The sequence below is a fragment of the Rhizobium favelukesii genome, assembly GCF_000577275.2.
Classification (GTDB): domain Bacteria; phylum Pseudomonadota; class Alphaproteobacteria; order Rhizobiales; family Rhizobiaceae; genus Rhizobium; species Rhizobium favelukesii.
Genome location: NZ_HG916852.1, coordinates 143,676 through 162,058, shown reverse-complemented (window position 1 = coordinate 162,058; position 18,383 = coordinate 143,676). Strand labels below are relative to the sequence as shown.

Below are 18,383 nucleotides of genomic sequence, written 5' to 3'. Positions count from 1 at the left end.
TTCCTGCAAGAATGCAAGCGCCATTTTCTGCTTCAAACCGTCGCCATTTTCGGCGATGGTCGCTCAAGAAAACGAGGGCCGATACGGCCTCAAACGAACCGGGAATATTTGGCTTATGAGCAATGGGACGCCCGTGCGCTACAAGGTAGCCGAGGCGGCAAAATCGGCAGGTGTTTCCGCATCGACCTTGCGCCTTTGGGAAAGCCAGGGCCTCGTCGTTCCGGATCGGTCGGCGACCGGACACCGACAATACAGCGCCGAAGACGTGGCACGGATAAAGAAGATAGCCTGGTATCGAACTGCGCGCGGGCTCAATCCGGCGGCCATTCGCGAGGCGTTGGAAAGCGAAGAGCCCTCGGACAGTTCCGATGCAGCGGATGCCTCCGATCTCGGACGGCGGCTGCGCAGTCTGCGCCATGCCGCCGGCAAGACACTGGACCAGGTCGCAGGCGATGTCGGCATTGCCGCATCGACGCTGTCGACGCTCGAGCGCACATCCCAGGGTGTGAGCTTCAAGACGCTGCACGATCTTGCGGAATATTATAGCACGACGGTTTCCCGGCTTTCCGGCGAGGAACGCGATGCCGTGCCCGAGGTCGTCCGCGCCGGGGCTTGGCGCACTTGGCCGGAAACGACGCCGGGTGTCACCGTACAACTTTTGGCCGAGGGTCGTACGATGATGGACTGCCACCGTTTCGTGCTGGCACCCGGTGCGGCGAGCGAAGGCGCTTACCGGCACGATGGCGAGGAGTTCATGCATGTGCTCTCGGGGCGGCTGGAACTGATTCTCGATTCCGACCAGTTCTTCGACCTCGGGCCTGGCGATTCGCTTTATTTCGAAAGCCGCCGCTATCACTCCTGGCGCAATCGCCACGATGGCGAGACGATCCTGATCTGGATCAATACACCGCCGACATTCTGATCCTTAACGGTATCGCCGGCCATGTCTTTGCGCTATAGCGCCCTGACAGACACTTCGGATGAGAGACGAGGCAGATGGCAGCCACCATACGTTACCATGAAGGCGATATTTCCGCGGCAGATGCCGCCCGCTACACCGGAGCGATTGCCATCGACACCGAGACGCTGGGCCTTGTGCCGCGCCGCGACCGACTCTGCGTCGTGCAGCTTTCCGCAGGCGACGGCTCGGCCGACGTGATCCGCATCGCTGCCGGCCAAAAGGAAGCGCCGAACCTCGTCTCCATGCTCGCCGATACCTCCCGCCAGAAGATTTTCCACTACGGCCGCTTCGATATCGCCGTTCTGTTCCACGCCTTCGGCGTCACCACGCAGCCGGTCTTCTGCACCAAGATCGCCTCGCGCCTTTGCCGCACATATACCGATCGGCACGGCCTAAAGGATAATCTCAAGGAAATGTTGGACGTCGATATTTCCAAGGCGCAGCAGTCTTCCGACTGGGCAGCCGCGACGCTGTCGCCGGCGCAGCTGGAATACGCCGCCTCCGACGTGCTCTACCTGCACGCACTGCGCGACAAGTTGACCGAGCGGCTGGTGCGCGACGGTCGCATCGACCACGCCATCGCCTGCTTCGAGTTCCTACCGACACGCGCCAAGCTCGACCTGCTCGGCTGGGAAGAAGCCGACATCTTCGCGCACAGCTGAAACGTTCCCGGATCTTGCCCGATTTGGACCGGGCGCGGCGTGCCGCGCGCCGGCCATTAGCGATTCTTTAACGCCGTTTCGCTAGGATACTCATTAATTTTTATGCATTCGACGGTGCGATGGAGCACCGAGTCAGGCAGGAGGAACTGCTGGGGAATGCGAAAGGCCGGATGAGCGCGGCCCTCCTGTAACCTGCTTTCACCACACTTTACGAAAGAAGGAGCATGACATGTTGACTCCGGTTCGTTCAGCGTCAAATGCGAGCTTTTCCTCCCAGGGCCAGACTGCGGCGGTCAGCGCCGACGGCCTCGTGGGTGCTGCCAGTGCAGTCGCTCCCGTGCATCAGATTCAGGGCGCGGATCTCAATTCTGCCGTTGCCGGCAAGCTCAACATTCTCCTGCTGGCTGTGCGGGCGCGCATGGTCGACGCCCTTCTCGATGTACTCAATGCCACGGGCGAGGCGCTTTCAATCCGGCGTGAGGACGACGAAACTGCCCTTGCGTTTACCTCCCGGCTGGCCGCTGCAATTCAGAAGTTGCCGCCGGCGAAGATAGAGCAAGTCGAGCGTCGGCTTGCGATGCAAGGCCAAGCGGTTCCTGTGCGCCTGCTCGCAGCCGCGCTTCGGAATCCGGACGGACCGGAAGCCGCCCGCATCGCCACCTATCTCGAAACCATCCGCTACAAGGATCACGATCTCGCAGCCCGCGCCGTTGTTCGCTCCTACGGCCAGAACGACGCCTCTCCGCTACGCCAGGAGCAGCGGACTGAAATCAGCATCCAGCGCGACAGTCTCGCCGGAGCGGCACGCCCTCTGACGACGAAGCAGGAACCGGAAGCTCCACGGCCGCCGGCATCACTTGTTGCAGCTGCCTATATCGGTGCCGACGGCGAGCAGGTCCAACTCATCAAAGAATCTGCAGTCGTTGACGAGCCGATCGCGAACTTGACTGTCGAGGTGCCCCCTGAAGAGGCGCGCACCGAGTTCGGCCAGGATTTGCAAGAGGCCATACCGCCCGAGGAAGCCGCGGATTTTGCGCACGCAACCGCACAAGCGGACACACCGCGGGCAGCGTCCAAGGGCGATCCCATCATTCCGAAGAGCTGGCCGGCGATACCAGCCTCACTCTCGGACGACACGACAAGGCTGATCGTTGCAATCATTCAGGACCAGGAAACGGAAGCGTTGCTGGAGGCTGCCGATCCAGATCCCGCAGTCGAAATCGACATCATCCTCGGCGAGACGGTCCCTGCTGATCTCCCGGAGGAATTGGCCACCCTCCCCGATCGGCACGCGCCGCTGGATGGCGTGGCGCATCAATCGCCACTTGTCGCAGAACAACCGGCGACCGAAACAGCCGCCACCGCCGCGAAGAAACACTCTGCACCGGCAGTGCCGGTGCCATTGATGGTGCAGCAGGCGATCGATGAAACCTATGTACCGGTGCTCATGAAGATCGTCGAGGGCGTGCCTTACGCGATGCAGCCCTACGAATTCTCGAGGGACGAGGCCGACGACAGCGGCGCCCGTGAGATGTATCGCGAAGACCACAACGGCGGCGAGCCGTCGGAGGAGGATGCCGAGCAAGGCGATCCCCCGAATGATAGCGAGGCCGATATCGTCACGGATGATGAAGCCGCCGCGATGGCCGCCCGGGAAAGCCAGATCAAGGCTGGGACACTGCCTCACCGTCCGGCACCGGCCCTACCAATGGCTGCGAGCATGGACGAAGCCTATACGCTCTACCGGCGCAAGGTCGACTGGGAATAACCAGAGACCGCGACAACACCAGCACAAAAGCAAAGAACCCGCCGGATCGCTCCGGCGGGTTCTTTTCGTCTTCAAGCCTGAGGCTAGTGATTATTCGCCGCCGCGGTTCTTCAGAGCCGCGCCGAGGATGTCGCCGAGCGAAGCGCCGGAATCGGACGAACCGAACTGAGCGACAGCTTCCTTCTCTTCCGCGATTTCCAGAGCCTTGATGGACAGCATGATCTTGCGGTCCTTCTTGGAGAAGTTGGTGACGCGAGCGTCGACAACCTGGCCAACCGAGAAGCGTTCCGGACGCTGTTCGTCGCGATCGCGCGACAGGTCTGCGCGGCGGATGAACGAAGTGATGTCTTCGTGGTCGACGAGCTTCACTTCGATGCCGCCGTCGTTGACTGCGATGACTTCGCAGGAAACGACTGCATTCTTGCGCAGGTCACCGGAAGCTGCTGCTTCGCCGACAGCATCCTTGCCGAGCTGCTTGATGCCGAGCGAGATGCGCTCCTTTTCGACATCAACATCGAGAACGACAGCCTTGACGACGTCGCCCTTGTTGAACTCTTCGATGACCTGTTCGCCTGGACGGTTCCAGTCGAGGTCGGAGAGGTGCACCATGCCGTCAACGTCGCCGTCAAGGCCGATGAACAGGCCGAATTCGGTCTTGTTCTTGACTTCGCCTTCGACTTCAGTGCCAGCCGGATGATTGCGAGCGAAGGCTGCCCACGGATTTTCCAGCGTCTGCTTGAGGCCGAGCGAAATACGACGCTTGGACGGATCGACTTCGAGAACGACGACTTCGACTTCCTGGCTCGTGGACAGGATCTTGCCGGGGTGAACGTTCTTCTTGGTCCAGGACATTTCCGAGATGTGGATCAGGCCTTCGATACCCGGCTCCAGCTCGACGAACGCACCGTAGTCGGTGATGTTCGTGACGGTACCGGAAATCTTCTTGCCTTCCGGATACTTGGCCTGGATGCCATCCCACGGATCCGACTCGAGCTGCTTCATGCCGAGCGAGATGCGGTGGGTTTCCTGGTTGATGCGGATGATCTGAACCTTGACCTGCTGGCCAATGGACAGGATTTCCGACGGATGGTTCACACGGCGCCATGCCATGTCGGTGACGTGCAGCAGGCCGTCGATGCCGCCGAGGTCAACGAACGCACCGTAATCGGTGATGTTCTTGACGACGCCGTCAACAACCTGGCCTTCTTCGAGGTTCTGAACGATTTCAGAACGCTGCTCGGCACGGGATTCTTCCAGGACCGTACGACGCGATACGACGATGTTGCCGCGGCGCTTGTCCATCTTGAGGATTTCGAAGGGCTGCGGGTTGTGCATCAACGGGGTAACGTCGCGGATCGGACGGATGTCGACCTGCGAACGCGGCAGGAAGGCGATCGCGCCGTCGAGGTCGACCGTGAAGCCGCCCTTGACCTGGTTGAAGATGACGCCTTCAACGCGCTCACCAGCTTCGAACTTGGCTTCGAGCTTGATCCAGCTTTCTTCGCGGCGAGCCTTCTCGCGCGACAGAACAGCTTCGCCGAGAGCGTTTTCGATGCGCTCAACGTAAACTTCGACTTCGTCGCCGACCTTGAGCGAGCCGTCCTTGGCCTTGGCGCCGAATTCCTTGAGTAGGATGCGACCTTCGACCTTGAGGCCGACGTCGACAACGGCAGAATCCTTCTCGATTGCCGTTACGATGCCCTTGGTGACATAGCCTTCAGCCAGGTCGTGCTTGGCAAAGGACTCTTCGAGAAGAGCCGCGAAATCTTCGCGAGAGGGAGTAGCTACTGACATGTAATCTCCTGCATATCCGAATCCGGATACGTGTGCGCCGGTTGGTTCGTGTTGAACGGGCCTGAACCCAGTCCGCCTCCTGTCTGGAGGCAATCCGGCGCTTGGACGGAATTTCAGGCTTAGTCTTCAAAAGCGACCCAGGCAGAGCTTGGGCAAGCCGCTCGAATTCAGGTATTTCGGCTCAAAGCTGCATCGATGATCGATTTCGCAGCTTGAAACGCCGCCTCTATACTCATTTCCGACGTATCAAGCAAGTGCGCGTCTTCCGCTGGTTTCAAAGGGCTGTCGGCCCGCCCCATGTCGCGTTCGTCGCGACGCTTGACGTCTTCGAAAATGGCATCGAAATCGGCAATGCCTCCCTTGCCTCTTATCTCGTCGTAGCGGCGCTTCGCCCGAACCTCGGGACTTGCCGTCACATAGAGCTTCACCGGCGCCGCCGGGCACACGACGGTACCGATATCACGGCCGTCCAGCACCGTTCCGGGCGCCTTTTTCGAGAATCGCCGCTGTGCCTCCACCAGTGCACGCCGCACCGCAGGCATCACCGCGATCTTCGAGGCCGCCTCGCCGATCTCGTGCTTCGAGAGTATATCGCGATCGAGACCGGCCAGTTCAACCTCGCGAGCCATCTTTTCCGCCACCGCCTCGTCGTCGAGCGTCAGGCCGGCGTCAAGCAATGCCTTTGCCGTGGCGCGGTAGGTAAGGCCCGTATCGAGATGATGGAAATCGTAGGTCTCCGCTATGCGGCGCGAGAGTGTACCCTTGCCTGCAGCGGCCGGCCCATCGATGGCGATCGTAAAGTGTCTAGAGGTCATCTGTCCGTTCATTTCTCCGTCAGCCCGCCGTAGCGACGAACGAGATCGACCATATCGGCCTGACCGGCCCCTTCGCCGAGACCGGCAGCAACCCCCTCGCGATCGGCAACCGGTCGGTTCTGGCTTACCTTCCACTTGCCTTCGATCGCGGCAATCTCGATTTCCACGCCGATGATGCCTTTCAGCTGCGCGCGAATGAAATCATCCGGCGCGTCGCCGACCGCCCAGGGCCTGTCACGCGGTCCTTCCTGTTGCGTGGTGATTGCGTTGATCTGCGCTAGCAGCCAGGCGGCATCGTCGATGACGCGCGCCTTGCCCCTCACCTGCACGATGGCGTAATTCCAGGTCGGCACGACTTTGCCGGTCTCCTGCTTCGTCTGGTACCAGGACGGCGTAATATAGGCATCGGCGCCCTGGAAGACGGCAAGCACATCGGCGCCCGCCTCGATATCGCGCCACTGCGGATTGGCCTTGGCGAGGTGAAGACGCAAGATCCCCTTCTCGGATGCAGCGGCATCCAGATGGAAGGGAACCGAATTGGCCATCAGGCCCGTTGCGCCCGCCGTGATCAGCAAGCCGAGCGGATGCGCCCGGATCAAGGCGTGCTGAACACCTAAGTCTTCCTCACGAAAATGCGGCGGCTGGTACATTGTCTGACACCCATTCCGGCAGCCGGCCGCACGCCGATCTGCCCTGCAAATGAACAATCGCCGGCTCACTACCACAAATGGCGGCGCCGGTCATCCGGCGCGCATGAGCGATGCATGAAGTTTGGCTTTGACATGCAGTGCTGCAACGATTATGGGGACCGGCTTATAAATTCCGAATAGCACGCCGGTTTTCACGGCATTTGCCGAATCGTGATTCGGCCATTCTCACGAGGCTTACAGTGGCGAAAGCTGAACTTGGAACGAAGCGTACCGACCCGGAAACCGGCAAGAAGTTCTACGACCTGAACCGGGATCCGATTGTTTCTCCTTACACCGGCAAGTCCTATCCCCTCTCCTTCTTCGAGGAAACCTCTGCTGCCGCAGCGGCTGAAGTCCAGGATGAAGAGGAAGTGGCGGAAGTCGATACCGAAACCACGGAAGTCGAACTGGTTTCGCTCGAGGACGCTGATGAGGGCGCATCTGGCGACGACATTCCAGATATGGGCGATGACGACGTCGAAATCGAAGGCGATGATGACGACGACACCTTCCTCGAAGCCGACGAAGACGACGACGATGACGACATGAGCGATATCATCGGCGTCACCGGCGACGAAGACGAAGTCTGATCCGATAAGTCTCGGCCCGGACGAGAAAATTTCGCCGGGCCGATCTTTTTGGCTTGCTATCTCCAAAAACCGGAAGTAATAAGCCGCCACTCCGCGAGGCAAGCCTTCGCGAAGCATCCCAGGACCGGCCACGCCGGACCGCCTTGATGGGGCTATAGCTCAGCTGGGAGAGCGCTTGCATGGCATGCAAGAGGTCAGCGGTTCGATCCCGCTTAGCTCCACCAAATTTTCCCTGCAAAATCAATTTCATATTGATTGGCTTCGGTCGTGACGAAATTGACTTCGTTCCGGGGAAGCACCAGGGAAGTACGAGCGCTGATTTCTGAAATCAGTATCCTCCTCTGCGCTCATAGGGTCGGCGCACCAACCTACGCAATGACAAAAATCCGGAAATGGATTCAGCGCAATAGCGGAAATGCAACCTTTTCAGTAATTGAAAATTATAGAAGCGTATTTACATTAACTACACACGGTCGTATTCGAACATTCATCGAGTACGTCGCACAAACCAAAATCAACTGTGCGATTGATGGAGAAGTATGATGTCCGCTCCTAGGAAAACCAAAACCGTCAATCTTCGGATTGAACCGGAAACGCATGATCTAATTGCACGTGCTGCTGAGGTTTGTGGAAAGAGCATAACTGCGTTCATGACCGAAGCCTCTGTATATACCGCGCAAGAAGAGTTGCTAGATCAACGATTCATAGGCGTTTCCGCTGACGTGTTTGAAGCTGTAAGTGAGCAGCTTGCCGCTCCAGGCGTAGCCAGAGACAACTTGGTCAAGCTTTTTCAGACCAAAGTAGATTGGATGGACTGACGTTTGCCGTATCGGAAGCCTTGCCCTATTACAAATCAGCACATCATTGAGGGCTTCTCGTCGGGGAAGCCCTCCTTGGATTCGTGGCTAAAGGAAATGGCCTTACATAATCAGGAGCAGGGATACACCCGTACATTTGTAATTGCGGACGAAAACTTCAAAGTCGTAGGTTACCATTCGGTTTGTGCAGGCATGATACACCGAAACGATGTTTCCCGATCGGTGAAAGGGTCTAAATCTCCCACCGAGATTCCGATTGCCGTTCTAGCCCGACTTGCGGTTGATGCCGATCATCACGGTAAGGGCCTTGGCAAAGCACTCCTCAAAAACGCGCTCATGAGTGTGGTATCCGCCGCGCAAGTAGCCGCTTTTCGCGCCGTGATAATCCACGCTCTCGATGATGATGCCGTCACTTTCTATAAAAAATTCGGCTTCCAGGAGACGAAGAACATGGAGCGGCGTCTCATTCTGCCGACTAAGGACATTGCAGCTTCCTTGTACGAGGCCACAGGCTAACACCACGCAGAAGGCGCACCCCTTCTATCCCTAGTTGGTGATCTGGGCACGTTTCTGACTTCCGAAAACCTACATTATCGGAGCCCAAGCAATCGGCGAGCTAACGGCGGCCTTACTCCGGAAAGGCGCGCACTTCCCACTCTAAGTCGGTCATCACGCTGACTTCCAGATCAGTGTAGTCGTTGAATATCTCGGCGTGGCGAACCAGCAGTTTTCGAGTGACAACAACCGCGGCGTCTCGTCCATCACATCGCTCATGCAAGACTTGTATGGTTTCCGAAAATCCCTCCGGGCGCGTCATGATGACCTCCAAGACAGCATACCAGATGCCCTTCCCTGTCTTCTGCCTCTTCAGCAGCTCCAAACGGTCCACGGCAGAGTCAGCGAGAGCAGTATAAAGGTGCCGATGTTCCAGATCCTCGCTGGCGCGTTTCCTCGCCTCGAAGGCGAAGCCTCTTAGGCTGGGCTCCTTTAGTGCCTCAATCTCGTGGGCTATCTCCCAGAAGCCAGCAGAATCTTCCGAACATCGAGTACCGCCTCGTCATATTCCATTGAAACGCCTGTGTCGGAATGCGCGTCTGGCAAAGGTCCACCAGATCCTATCCGAATGGATAGGCTGTCTATATGTCTGTGCGATTCATTTCGCGGAGCGATCATGGTCTTCTATCAGGGTGTTCAAAGGTACTGCGCCACCATCCAATTCTGCGCAGAAGCCTGGCGATTTCGGTAAGCTGGAGGATTCTCCCATGGAAGCCCAGAGATATAGCCTGCACAAGAACCTCAACATCTATTGGACAGTGTTTGACGACGTCACCGGCCAAAAAGCCGTGCTCGACGGGTTTGTCATGGATATGGTTACCGCCGAGGAAGGCGATGAATTGGTGGGTATGCTGAATCGCAAAGACAGCGAAGACATTTTTCTTCCCAAGACCTACCTCCCGGCCCCCACCGGCTTCGCTTGGCCGAAGCGCCATCGCGACCTGATGGAGCAGACCTATGTGCTGAGCACGCCGGATGTCGCGAGATCGCCAGCCACCGTCAACTGAACAACAGGTTCCGTAGCGCTTCGCGCGCCATTGCTTTGCCAATTCTTTAGCAACACCCGCTATGGTTTCGATGCCGCCTTGTCCGGCGGAGCGGAGCCTTGGTTCAATGACACGAGAAAAACGGCGGCGGATCATTCATACGCGCAGAACGGCAACGGGCCTGACCCTTGCCGGCGCGATCTCCTTTCTGGCTGGTATGACGGATGCGACGGGCCTCGCACTGACAGGAGACTTCGTGTCGTTCATGACGGGCAACACGACGCGCGCTGCCTTGTCACTCGGTGATGGCAACCTGCGACATGCAACCATTCTTCTTTTGGCGATCGTAGTCTTCGTGCTTGGAAATGCCGCCGGCATCGTGCTCGGTTATTTTGCCGACCGTCGTACGTTTGTTGTGCTTTCATGCGTCAGCATCGTGCTCGCAACGGCCTCCCTCATGGCGGGCGAGAGCCTGGCGATTCCGCGTTTCTATCTCGTCGTTGCCTCGATGGGGATGGTGAACGCGGCGGTAGAGCAGATCGAAGGGTTACCGATCGGACTGACTTATGTGACAGGAGCTCTCTCGCGTTTCGGACGCGGTCTCGGACGCTGGATCGTCGGCGACAGGCGAGTGGACTGGACCATCCAGATCGTGCCTTGGGTCGGCATGCTGGCTGGAGCTATCGTTGGGGCGCTGCTGACACAGATCGCGGGGGCAGCGGCGCTGTGGCTGATTGCTGTTTTTGCGATGTTGGTTGCGCTCGCTACCCTCTTGATTCCGAAACGTACGCAACGCCGGTTCAACGCCGCGCCACGTTCGGCAACGCGCATGAAGTGACGGTCGCAATAAAGCCCCACCGGTTCAGATAGAGGCGCGTGGAAACCGCTGGAGGAAGGCATCCTTGTTTCTCTTTTCAAAGTTCGTCTGGGTGTTCGGGCAACCTTTGTCGCTCGCTTTTCTTTTCGTCGTGCTTGCCTTGGTGGCGGGCCTTGTCCGCTGGCGCTCGACAAGCCTCGCTTCCTCCGCGATTGCGGGCTTCATCCTGTTCGTCACGCTCTACACGACCGTCGGCAACTACCTTCTGCAGGGTCTGGAGGGTCGGTTTGTAAAACCGCAGGATCCGGCCAGCCTGCAGTGCATGATCGTGCTGGGCGGCGCTTTCGAGAATGAAGTGAATACCGCGCGCCATGGTATAGAGCTCAATGCCGGCGCCGATCGCTTCGTCGAGGCGCTGCGCCTGGCACAGAAATATCCGCAGGCGCGAATCCTGATTTCAGGCGGCGATGGATCGATCTCCGGCATCTATGAAGGCGACGCGGTGATATCGGCGCGTTTCTTCCCGATGTTCGGCATCACTAGGGAACGCCTGGTTGAAGAAACGACGTCACGGACGACCTTCGAAAACGCCATGAACACCAAGGATCTTCTGGCGAGCCAAGGCCTTTCGAACTGCCTGCTGATCACCTCCGGCTATCATATGCCGCGCTCGGTCGGCATCTTCCGCAAGCTTGGTATCGACGTGATGCCATGGCCGACAGACTACCGCACCGACGGGCGGGAGAGGCTTGGCCTCGACTTCACGCAACCGAGCCGGAATTCGCAGAACCTGGCGACGGCTATCCGCGAATGGTTCGGGCTTGTCGGCTACTACCTTGCCGGCCGTACCTCAGAGCTCTATCCCGGCTGAACGAGCTATTTCTTGGAGATCGTCACGAACTTGGTGCCGCGCACACGGGCTGTGACGATGCAGGGCTCCTTCCCCTTGTCGGCATCCGGCCGATCACAGAAGCGCGGATGCATTTTCATTGCCAGCACCATGTTGCCGAAGCGCTTCACGAAGTCGTAGCCATAGACCTGGGCGGTCGCGATCATGAAGTAGCCACCTTCGGCGACCTGCAGATAGAAATTGTAGGTGCAGCCGTCATCATTGCACTGTGGGCCCTTCTCGCCGTCGCAGGTCAGCTCGCCCTCGTTCACGACGGCATCGATCAGGCCGTCATTGTTGATATCCTGGCGGATGACGAAGCCATCCGAGAATTCGGCCTTGGTGCACTGCTCCTGGAAGTGCTTCTTCTCATAGATCTCCGGGTCCGAGATAAGGGATTGCTGGGCAAAAGCCGCAACGGGAGCGGCGAGCAGCGCGGCAATGTTCAAAGCGATCAGGAGCGTTTTCACGAGGGGCTTCTCTTTTGGTCGGATAAGGACGCTGTTGGCCGAACAGTTTGCGTGATCCGCCTTGCGCCGCCCTTGCCGCCGTGATTCATATTTCGCAAAGATACGTGTCGGCTCTGGAGGACTGCATGCCGCTGTTCGTCTACGTGGATTATGCCGGCGTTGCGCTCTTTGCGGCAACGGGAGCGCTCGCGGCCTCACGCAAGCAGCTCGACCTGATCGGCTTTCTCTTCTTTGCGATCGTTACCGGCACCGGCGGTGGCACGGTGCGTGACATTGTCCTTGGTCGCGTGCCGGTATTCTGGGTTCTGAATCCCACCTACGTCATCGTCTGCTGCGCCGTCGGCATCCTGGTGTTCTTTACCGCCCACCTTGTCGAGTCGCGTTATCGCCTGCTGATCTGGCTGGATGCCGTCGGGCTCTCCGCCTATTGCGTGATGGGTGCGGCGAAGGGCCTCGCCGCCACGGGATCGCCAACGATCGGCATCGTCACCGGGACACTGACGGCGACCTTCGGCGGCATCCTGCGCGATCTCCTGGCAAATGAACCGTCTGTGCTGTTGCGGCCTGAAATCTACATCACGGCAGCACTCGTCGGCAGCGGCATATTTACGGCTGCACACGCACTCGACCTGCCACTTTATGCAGCCTCTGCGGTCGGCGTGATCGCGGCATTCTCAGTGCGCGGCGGCGCGCTGTATTTTGGCTGGACCTTTCCAACTTACAAAGCCAAGCCCGGCCGGCACCCTGATGATGTGATGTGAAATCAGCGCCGCTTCGGGCGCAGGCGGATCACCACGTCGACATGCGCGATTTCCAGGCCTTCCGGTGGCTCCGGCAGATTGCCGATGGTCAGATTGCTGACCGGAATATCCAGCACGTCATTTTCGCCTTCGACGAAGAAGTGGTGGTGGTCGGAGACGTTGGTGTCGAAATAGGTTTTGGCGCTTTCCACCGCGAGAACCCGGATCATGCCCGCTTCGGTGAACTGGTGCAGCGTGTTGTAGACAGTTGCCAGCGACACCGGCACGCCCGCCTGCACCGCCTCCTCGTGGAGCTCCTCGACGGTCAGATGCCGATCGCCCTTGGCAAAGAGCAGGTCGCCGAGCGCGACACGCTGGCGCGTCGGACGCAGGCCGGCGCTTCTCAGCCGTACCTCAATGGTAAGCGGGGCCTCTGCCACCATCCGTCAAACTCCGGTTAATCTAGCGTCAAGTAATCAGGTTTCAGTAGCCATATAACTTTTGCGCAAAAGCGTTTCAATAGTTTCAATGGGGACAAAGAGTGCGAAAGCGCCGCAAAATCGGGCTTTTGGCGCAATTAGTGCTGGCCGGGGGCTTGGCCTTCCTGTATGCGACCACCAAATAAGGCGCGCAGCCGGTCCTCCGAAGGTGGGTGAAGCTCAGTCATGCTTATGCTTCATTTTCCGCTGAACTTGGACTAAACGTTCACATCCATCGGCAGAGTTGCGGGGGGAATTAGAGTTTTCATGGCGACGAAACAATCCAGCTTCAACTACGAGGAAATTCTGGCCTGCGGCCGCGGCGAACTGTTCGGCCAGGGCAATGCGCAGCTCCCCCTCCCGCCGATGTTGATGGTTCATCGCATTACAGACATTTCCGAAACGGGTGGCAGCTTCGACAAGGGCTACATTCGCGCGGAATATGACGTGAAGCCTGACGACTGGTATTTTCCCTGCCACTTCGCCGGCAACCCAATCATGCCAGGCTGCCTTGGCCTCGACGGCATGTGGCAGTTGACTGGCTTCTTTCTGGGTTGGCTGGGTGAACAGGGGCGCGGCATGGCCCTTTCGACCGGCGAGGTGAAGTTCAAGGGCATGATTCGTCCGACGACGAAGCTCCTTGAGTACGGCATCGATTTCAAGCGCGTCATGCGTGGCCGCCTCGTACTCGGCACCGCCGACGGCTGGCTCAAGGCCGACGGCGAGGTCATCTATCAGGCAAGCGACCTGCGCGTGGGACTGTCTAAGGACAAGGCCGCCTGATTGCGCCGGGCACGCTTGCCCGGCTTTCCAAGTTAGAAAAAACGAAAAGGTCGAAACACATGAGACGGGTAGTTGTCACGGGTCTGGGCGTTGTTTCCTCGATCGGCAATGATGCCGCCGAGGTCACTGCCTCGCTGCGCGATGCCAAGTCCGGCATTTCCTTTTCCAACGATTTCGCAGAACACGGCTTCAAGTGCCAAGTCTGGGGGCGCCCGACACTGGATCCGACCGACCTGGTCGATCGTCGCGCCATGCGGTTCCTGTCGCAGGGCGGCGCCTGGAACCATGTCGCCATGAAGCAGGCGATTGCCGATTCCGGTCTGGAAGAGAGTGACATCAGCAGTAACGAGCGCACCGGCATCATCATGGGCTCCGGCGGCCCGTCGACGCGCACGCTGATCGAAGCGGCCGACATCACCATCAAGAACAACAGCCCGAAGCGCATCGGCCCGTTTGCCGTGCCGAAGGCGATGTCCTCGACCGCATCGGCGACGCTTGCCACCTGGTTCAAGATCCACGGCGTCAACTACTCAATCTCGTCGGCCTGCTCAACCTCGGCGCACTGCATCGGCAATGCTGCGGAAATGATCCAGTGGGGCAAGCAGGACATCATGTTCGCCGGCGGCCACGAGGACCTCGACTGGACGATGTCGAACCTCTTCGATGCCATGGGCGCCATGTCTTCCAAATACAACGACACGCCGGCAACGGCCTCGCGTGCCTATGACGTCAGCCGCGACGGTTTCGTGATCGCCGGTGGCGCCGGTGTCCTCGTTCTCGAAGAGCTTGAGCGCGCAAAGGCACGTGGCGCGAAGATCTATGCCGAAATCGTCGGCTACGGCGCGACGTCCGACGGCTACGACATGGTTGCACCATCGGGCGAAGGCGCGATCCGCTGCATGCGTCAGGCGCTTGCCACCGTCAAGGGCGACGTCGACTACGTCAACACGCACGGAACCTCGACCCCGGTTGGCGACAGCAAGGAAATCGGCGCGATCCGCGAAGTCTTTGGCGACAAGATCCCGCACATCCAGTCGACCAAGTCGCTGACGGGCCACTCGCTGGGTGCCGCCGGCGTGCAGGAATCGATCTACTCCCTGTTGATGATGCAAGCCGGCTTCATCGGTGAAAGCGCACATATCACCGAGCTTGATCCCGAATTCGACGGCGTTCCGATCGTTCGTAAGCGCATCGACGACGCCAAGATCGATATCGCGCTTTCCAACTCCTTCGGCTTCGGCGGCACCAACGCCACGCTCGTCTTCCAGCGCTACAACGGACAATAATATGACGGGAATCATGCAGGGTAAGCGCGGCCTCATCATGGGCGTCGCGAACAACCATTCCATCGCCTGGGGAATTTCGAAAGCACTGGCAGCGCAGGGAGCTGAGCTCGCCTTCACCTATCAGGGCGACGCGCTCGGCAAGCGCGTCAAGCCGCTGGCGGCAGAAGTCGGTTCCGACTTCGTCCTGCCGTGCGATGTCGAGGATATCGCATCTGTCGACACCACCGTCGATGCCATCAAGGAGCGCTGGGGCGCGCTCGACTTCGTCGTCCACGCCATCGGCTTCTCGGACAAGAACGAGCTGAAGGGCCTCTACGCCGACACCACGCGCGAAAACTTCAGCCGCACGATGGTTATCTCCTGTTTCTCCTTCACCGAGATCGCCAAGCGCTGTGCGCCGCTGATGAACGAAGGCGGCTCGATGCTGACTCTGACCTATAACGGTTCGACGCGCGTCATCCCGAACTACAACGTCATGGGCGTCGCCAAGGCGGCTCTCGAGGCGTCTGTGCGGTATCTGGCTGCGGATTACGGTCCCAAGGGTGTTCGCGTCAACGCGATCTCCGCAGGCCCGATCCGCACCCTCGCCGGTGCCGGTATTTCCGATGCGCGCGCGATCCTCTCCTGGAACCAGCGCAACTCGCCGCTGCGCAAAACGGTGACGATCGATCAGGTGGGCAATTCCGCCCTTTACCTCCTGTCGGACCTTGCCGCTGGTGTTACCGGCGAAATCCATTTCGTCGATGCCGGTTTCAACATCACGTCGATGCCGACGCTCGAAGCGCTGCGCAGGGCAGACGTCGAGTGAGCATCAACTGAAGCGACAAAAAGGGCGGCCGATGGCCTAATGCAGTTCACTTAGTGAGCTGCGGGCAAGTTTGATGGTTCAGGATGGGGATTCGTTTTCCCATCCTGTTTTTGTTTGTGATGTCACGCACCCTTGGACATTCGGCCGAATTATCGGCTCTTTCGCAGGCGATCGACCCGGACTGGATCGCTCAGGCTCTCGCCACGACAGGCAAGGCGAGCATCCGCAAGCGCAAGCTGCCAGCCGAGCAGGTCGTCTGGCTGGTGATTGCGTTGGCCCTTTATCGTCATCAGTCAATCCCGGAGGTGGTGGCCCATCTTGATCTGGTTTTGCCCGATGAGGTCAACGCGGATATTGCCAAGAGCGCGTTGACACAGGCACGGCAGCGCTTGGGTCAGGCACCGTTGGCGCAGTTGTTTGCAATGAGTGCATCATGCTGGGATGAACGCCACCAATCCGGGCGTGCCTGGCGGGGTCTTTGTCGTTATGCCGTGGACGGCAGCACGCTGCGGACGTCCGACAGCCCGGAGAACCGGGCGCATTTTGGAGCGCAGGCCTACGCGTCTGGTGTTGTCGCAAGCTATCCGCAATTGCGGCTGCTGACGCTGACGGCGCTGGCGACGCATCTGGTGCGTGATGCGGTGTTCGGAGCCTATGGCACAGCTCTATGCCAAAAGCCTGCTCGACCGGGTTCCGGACCATTCGCTGACGGTCTTCGACAAGGGCTTCTTCAGTGCCAGCCTTCTCTTGCAATTGCAGACGAAGGGACATGAGCGTCACTGGCTGATTCCGGCCAAAGCCAACAGCACATGGGAACGACTGGATCCGCACCCCACCGATTATCGGGTGCGCATGAAGGTCTCGCCCCAGGCGCGGCAGGCAGAACCGGACTTGCCGGCCTTCTGGGAGGTCAGGGCCATCGAGACGACCACCAGCCATGGCAAAAAGCGCATATTGTTGACATCGCTGATGGACAGACAAACTTATCCGGCAAGCGAAATCGTCCATCAGTATGAAGAGCGATGGCGCATCGAGACAAGTTATCGCGAACTCAAGCAGGAGCTTCTCGGTAGCGAACTGACCCTGCGAAGCGGCACGCCGGAGACTGTCTATCAGGAGGTCTGGGGCGCGTTGCTGGCCTACAATCTGGTGCGGCTCGAAATGGCAGAGGTCGCGACCGAAGCCCAAGTCGAGCCAACCCGACTAAGCTTTATCACAGCCCTGCATTACCTGCGTCACGAATGGGGATGGATGGCGATCGAAGCACCCGGCAAAATCCCCGCCCACCTCACCAGATTGAGAAACAGATTGGCAGACTTGCTGCTGACAGAAAAACGGGGGCGATCATGCCCCCGTGTCGTCAAAAAACTGCCTGCCAGATACCCGATAAGAGCCGTAAGCAAACCTAAGTGAACTGCATTAGGCCGATGGCCGCCTTTTCTATTTCTTCGCCCACAGCACCTTGAAGCGGGCATTGCGGCAGGTTTCGCCGCTTTCCTTGAAGTTCGCAGCCAGCACCGGCTCGTAGGGCAATCCGCGATTGGCAACGAGAAGCAGGCGTCCGCCGCCGCGCAGCGCCGAGGCGGCAGTCTTGATCATCGCCTGGCCGAGCGACGGTTCCGCCGCATGGCCTTCGTGGAAGGGCGGATTCATGATGACGAGGTCGTACTTGTCCTTGACCGGCTCGCCCGCCAGATCGGCCCAGAAGAAGCGCGCAGGCACATCAGGGCAGTTCTCCGCCAGATTTGCCTTGGCTGCCTCCAGGGCCGCGTGGTTGGCCTCGTAAAGGTCGAGGCGGCCGACACCGGGCGAGCGCTCTGCCAGTTCGACGGAGAGATAGCCCCAGCCAGCGCCGAAATCGGCAACATCGCCGGTGAAATCCGCAGGCAGCCGCGAGGCGAGCAGTTCCGAGCCGTCATCGATGCGGTCATGCGAGAACATGCCGGCGGCGGCCAAGAAGCGGCCATCGACGCGCACGGATGGCTTGGCGAACTTGGCAACGATCTCGCTGACATCGGCCGGCCGTGCGAACCACAGCGCAACGCCGTGATACTTCGGCATATGCTCGATCTCGAGGCCGAAGCCCTCCATGCGCTTGCGGAGCGACTGGATGCCATCCTCCTTGCCGCCGGCGATGACGATCAAGCCGCCTGCCTTCACGCGCTCAAGTGCCGCAGCGATGTTGGCCTCGTTCTCGCCCTTGTGCTTGTTGCAGAGGACCAGCGCGGCATCGTAGTCCACGCCTTCGATCTCAGGGTTGGTTTCGATGCGCTGGGAGAGAAGCTGCCGGTACAGCGGCCGGAAGCCCTGTACGGCGCATAGCGAGGCGGCAAAGCCCTCCGGCACGGCAAAGCCTGCCTCGGCGCCAAGGAAGAGCACGCGCTCGCCCTCGCCGGGCGCTTCGACGGTGCCGCTTGCAAAGGGATGGAACAGGGTCTTCAAGGTTTCGCGGCTCATGGTCTCGTCTCATTCT

Annotated in this window: 22 protein-coding genes and 1 tRNA gene; 16 read left to right on the top strand and 7 right to left on the bottom strand. The window is 59.4% G+C overall.

Annotated elements, in window-relative coordinates; all coding sequences use genetic code 11:
* Positions 1–115 precede the first annotated feature (115 nt).
* The 3 genes from LPU83_RS39075 (at position 116) to LPU83_RS39065 (ending at position 3,391) form a co-directional block, all read left to right on the top strand.
* Positions 116–922 carry a MerR family transcriptional regulator gene (locus LPU83_RS39075; RefSeq protein ID WP_024313363.1) on the top strand — a complete coding sequence of 269 codons (807 nt, stop codon included), beginning with the start codon at positions 116–118 and terminating at the stop codon, positions 920–922.
* Positions 923–996: 74 nt separating this feature from the next.
* Positions 997–1,623, top strand: a complete 627-nt coding sequence (locus LPU83_RS39070) for a ribonuclease D (RefSeq protein WP_024313362.1) — start codon at positions 997–999, stop codon at positions 1,621–1,623.
* Positions 1,624–1,852: 229 nt separating this feature from the next.
* Positions 1,853–3,391 (top strand): hypothetical protein, encoded by a 1,539-nt coding sequence (locus tag LPU83_RS39065; RefSeq protein WP_024313361.1) that lies wholly within the window; start codon positions 1,853–1,855, stop codon positions 3,389–3,391.
* 90 nt (positions 3,392–3,481) lie between these two features.
* Here LPU83_RS39065 and rpsA read toward each other — a convergent pair whose 3' ends face one another.
* The 3 genes from rpsA to LPU83_RS39050 form a co-directional block, all read right to left on the bottom strand.
* Entirely contained in the window at positions 3,482–5,185 is a 1,704-nt protein-coding gene (rpsA, locus tag LPU83_RS39060) for a 30S ribosomal protein S1 (RefSeq protein WP_007798943.1), read from the bottom strand.
* A gap of 167 nt (positions 5,186–5,352) precedes the next feature.
* Entirely contained in the window at positions 5,353–6,000 is a 648-nt protein-coding gene (cmk, locus tag LPU83_RS39055) for a (d)CMP kinase (RefSeq protein WP_024313360.1), read from the bottom strand.
* 8 nt (positions 6,001–6,008) lie between these two features.
* On the bottom strand, positions 6,009–6,650 hold the full coding sequence (locus LPU83_RS39050; protein ID WP_024313359.1) for an FMN-binding negative transcriptional regulator: 642 nt from the start codon (positions 6,648–6,650) through the stop codon (positions 6,009–6,011).
* 239 nt (positions 6,651–6,889) lie between these two features.
* Here LPU83_RS39050 and LPU83_RS39045 point away from each other — a divergent pair, with 239 nt between their 5' ends.
* The 4 genes from LPU83_RS39045 (at position 6,890) to LPU83_RS39030 (ending at position 8,613) form a co-directional block, all read left to right on the top strand.
* Positions 6,890–7,279 carry a TIGR02300 family protein gene (locus tag LPU83_RS39045; RefSeq protein WP_024313358.1) on the top strand — a complete coding sequence of 130 codons (390 nt, stop codon included), beginning with the start codon at positions 6,890–6,892 and terminating at the stop codon, positions 7,277–7,279.
* A 148-nt stretch (positions 7,280–7,427) separates the two neighbouring features.
* A tRNA-Ala gene (locus LPU83_RS39040) sits at positions 7,428–7,503 on the top strand.
* 318 nt (positions 7,504–7,821) lie between these two features.
* Positions 7,822–8,097: a type II toxin-antitoxin system TacA family antitoxin gene (locus LPU83_RS39035; protein WP_024313357.1), complete on the top strand. Its 276-nt coding sequence runs from the start codon at positions 7,822–7,824 to the stop codon at positions 8,095–8,097.
* A gap of 75 nt (positions 8,098–8,172) precedes the next feature.
* Complete coding sequence (locus LPU83_RS39030) at positions 8,173–8,613, top strand: GNAT family N-acetyltransferase (protein ID WP_225039781.1); 441 nt, start codon at positions 8,173–8,175, stop codon at positions 8,611–8,613.
* Between the two features lie 112 nt (positions 8,614–8,725).
* Here the strand turns inward: LPU83_RS39030 and LPU83_RS39025 are convergent, their stop codons facing one another.
* Positions 8,726–8,914 (bottom strand): hypothetical protein, encoded by a 189-nt coding sequence (locus tag LPU83_RS39025; protein WP_141652536.1) that lies wholly within the window; start codon positions 8,912–8,914, stop codon positions 8,726–8,728.
* 445 nt (positions 8,915–9,359) lie between these two features.
* On the opposite strand from LPU83_RS39025, the gene LPU83_RS39020 reads away from it, so the two are divergent.
* From LPU83_RS39020 to LPU83_RS39010, 3 genes are all read left to right on the top strand, one after another.
* Positions 9,360–9,659 (top strand): hypothetical protein, encoded by a 300-nt coding sequence (locus tag LPU83_RS39020; RefSeq protein WP_024313354.1) that lies wholly within the window; start codon positions 9,360–9,362, stop codon positions 9,657–9,659.
* A gap of 106 nt (positions 9,660–9,765) precedes the next feature.
* Positions 9,766–10,476 (top strand): YoaK family protein, encoded by a 711-nt coding sequence (locus tag LPU83_RS39015; RefSeq protein ID WP_024313353.1) that lies wholly within the window; start codon positions 9,766–9,768, stop codon positions 10,474–10,476.
* A 64-nt stretch (positions 10,477–10,540) separates the two neighbouring features.
* Positions 10,541–11,326, top strand: coding sequence for a YdcF family protein (locus LPU83_RS39010; RefSeq protein ID WP_024313352.1), 786 nt, complete (start codon positions 10,541–10,543; stop codon positions 11,324–11,326).
* A 5-nt stretch (positions 11,327–11,331) separates the two neighbouring features.
* On the opposite strand, the gene LPU83_RS39005 is transcribed toward LPU83_RS39010, so the two are convergent.
* Entirely contained in the window at positions 11,332–11,814 is a 483-nt protein-coding gene (locus LPU83_RS39005) for a hypothetical protein (RefSeq protein ID WP_024313351.1), read from the bottom strand.
* Positions 11,815–11,939: 125 nt separating this feature from the next.
* Between LPU83_RS39005 and LPU83_RS39000 the strand changes: the two genes are divergently transcribed.
* Positions 11,940–12,575 carry a trimeric intracellular cation channel family protein gene (locus LPU83_RS39000; protein WP_024313350.1) on the top strand — a complete coding sequence of 212 codons (636 nt, stop codon included), beginning with the start codon at positions 11,940–11,942 and terminating at the stop codon, positions 12,573–12,575.
* A gap of 2 nt (positions 12,576–12,577) precedes the next feature.
* On the opposite strand, the gene irrA is transcribed toward LPU83_RS39000, so the two are convergent.
* Positions 12,578–12,997, bottom strand: coding sequence for an iron response transcriptional regulator IrrA (irrA, locus tag LPU83_RS38995; RefSeq protein WP_024313349.1), 420 nt, complete (start codon positions 12,995–12,997; stop codon positions 12,578–12,580).
* 303 nt (positions 12,998–13,300) lie between these two features.
* On the opposite strand from irrA, the gene fabA reads away from it, so the two are divergent.
* The 5 genes from fabA to LPU83_RS73370 all read left to right on the top strand — a co-directional run bounded on the left by fabA (position 13,301) and on the right by LPU83_RS73370 (position 17,323).
* Positions 13,301–13,816 (top strand): 3-hydroxyacyl-[acyl-carrier-protein] dehydratase FabA, encoded by a 516-nt coding sequence (gene fabA / locus LPU83_RS38990; protein WP_024313348.1) that lies wholly within the window; start codon positions 13,301–13,303, stop codon positions 13,814–13,816.
* Positions 13,817–13,875: 59 nt separating this feature from the next.
* Complete coding sequence (gene fabB, locus LPU83_RS38985; protein WP_024313347.1) at positions 13,876–15,102, top strand: beta-ketoacyl-ACP synthase I; 1,227 nt, start codon at positions 13,876–13,878, stop codon at positions 15,100–15,102.
* 1 nt (position 15,103) lies between these two features.
* Positions 15,104–15,910 carry an enoyl-ACP reductase FabI gene (gene fabI, locus LPU83_RS38980; RefSeq protein ID WP_024313346.1) on the top strand — a complete coding sequence of 269 codons (807 nt, stop codon included), beginning with the start codon at positions 15,104–15,106 and terminating at the stop codon, positions 15,908–15,910.
* 83 nt (positions 15,911–15,993) lie between these two features.
* Positions 15,994–16,683, top strand: coding sequence for a transposase domain-containing protein (locus LPU83_RS73375; protein ID WP_197901942.1), 690 nt, complete (start codon positions 15,994–15,996; stop codon positions 16,681–16,683).
* Positions 16,565–17,323 (top strand): IS4 family transposase, encoded by a 759-nt coding sequence (locus LPU83_RS73370; protein WP_197901941.1) that lies wholly within the window; start codon positions 16,565–16,567, stop codon positions 17,321–17,323. Before LPU83_RS73375 ends, LPU83_RS73370 begins: the two co-directional genes overlap by 119 nt.
* Positions 17,324–17,350: 27 nt before the next feature.
* Here the strand turns inward: LPU83_RS73370 and LPU83_RS38970 are convergent, their stop codons facing one another.
* The gene (locus tag LPU83_RS38970; protein ID WP_024316284.1) at positions 17,351–18,367 is read right to left on the bottom strand and encodes a class I SAM-dependent methyltransferase; all 1,017 of its coding nucleotides are present in this window, start codon (positions 18,365–18,367) and stop codon (positions 17,351–17,353) included.
* Positions 18,368–18,383 lie beyond the last annotated feature (16 nt).

Bases quoted from the DNA above. Each gene is read 5' to 3' on its own strand.
- irrA (WP_024313349.1), bottom strand. From the start codon at position 12,997: ATGGTGGCAGAGGCCCCGCTTACCATTGAGGTACGGCTGAGAAGCGCC.
- LPU83_RS39035 (WP_024313357.1), top strand. From the start codon at position 7,822: ATGTCCGCTCCTAGGAAAACCAAAACCGTCAATCTTCGGATTGAACCG.
- LPU83_RS39065 (WP_024313361.1), top strand. From the start codon at position 1,853: ATGTTGACTCCGGTTCGTTCAGCGTCAAATGCGAGCTTTTCCTCCCAG.
- LPU83_RS39070 (WP_024313362.1), top strand. From the start codon at position 997: ATGGCAGCCACCATACGTTACCATGAAGGCGATATTTCCGCGGCAGAT.
- LPU83_RS73375 (WP_197901942.1), top strand. From the start codon at position 15,994: ATGGGGATTCGTTTTCCCATCCTGTTTTTGTTTGTGATGTCACGCACC.
- LPU83_RS39025 (WP_141652536.1), bottom strand. From the start codon at position 8,914: ATGACGCGCCCGGAGGGATTTTCGGAAACCATACAAGTCTTGCATGAG.
- LPU83_RS39000 (WP_024313350.1), top strand. From the start codon at position 11,940: ATGCCGCTGTTCGTCTACGTGGATTATGCCGGCGTTGCGCTCTTTGCG.
- rpsA (WP_007798943.1), bottom strand. From the start codon at position 5,185: ATGTCAGTAGCTACTCCCTCTCGCGAAGATTTCGCGGCTCTTCTCGAA.
- cmk (WP_024313360.1), bottom strand. From the start codon at position 6,000: ATGACCTCTAGACACTTTACGATCGCCATCGATGGGCCGGCCGCTGCA.
- LPU83_RS73370 (WP_197901941.1), top strand. From the start codon at position 16,565: ATGGCACAGCTCTATGCCAAAAGCCTGCTCGACCGGGTTCCGGACCAT.
- fabA (WP_024313348.1), top strand. From the start codon at position 13,301: ATGGCGACGAAACAATCCAGCTTCAACTACGAGGAAATTCTGGCCTGC.
- fabI (WP_024313346.1), top strand. From the start codon at position 15,104: ATGACGGGAATCATGCAGGGTAAGCGCGGCCTCATCATGGGCGTCGCG.
- LPU83_RS39075 (WP_024313363.1), top strand. From the start codon at position 116: ATGAGCAATGGGACGCCCGTGCGCTACAAGGTAGCCGAGGCGGCAAAA.
- fabB (WP_024313347.1), top strand. From the start codon at position 13,876: ATGAGACGGGTAGTTGTCACGGGTCTGGGCGTTGTTTCCTCGATCGGC.
- LPU83_RS39015 (WP_024313353.1), top strand. From the start codon at position 9,766: ATGACACGAGAAAAACGGCGGCGGATCATTCATACGCGCAGAACGGCA.
- LPU83_RS39020 (WP_024313354.1), top strand. From the start codon at position 9,360: ATGGAAGCCCAGAGATATAGCCTGCACAAGAACCTCAACATCTATTGG.
- LPU83_RS39050 (WP_024313359.1), bottom strand. From the start codon at position 6,650: ATGTACCAGCCGCCGCATTTTCGTGAGGAAGACTTAGGTGTTCAGCAC.
- LPU83_RS38970 (WP_024316284.1), bottom strand. From the start codon at position 18,367: ATGAGCCGCGAAACCTTGAAGACCCTGTTCCATCCCTTTGCAAGCGGC.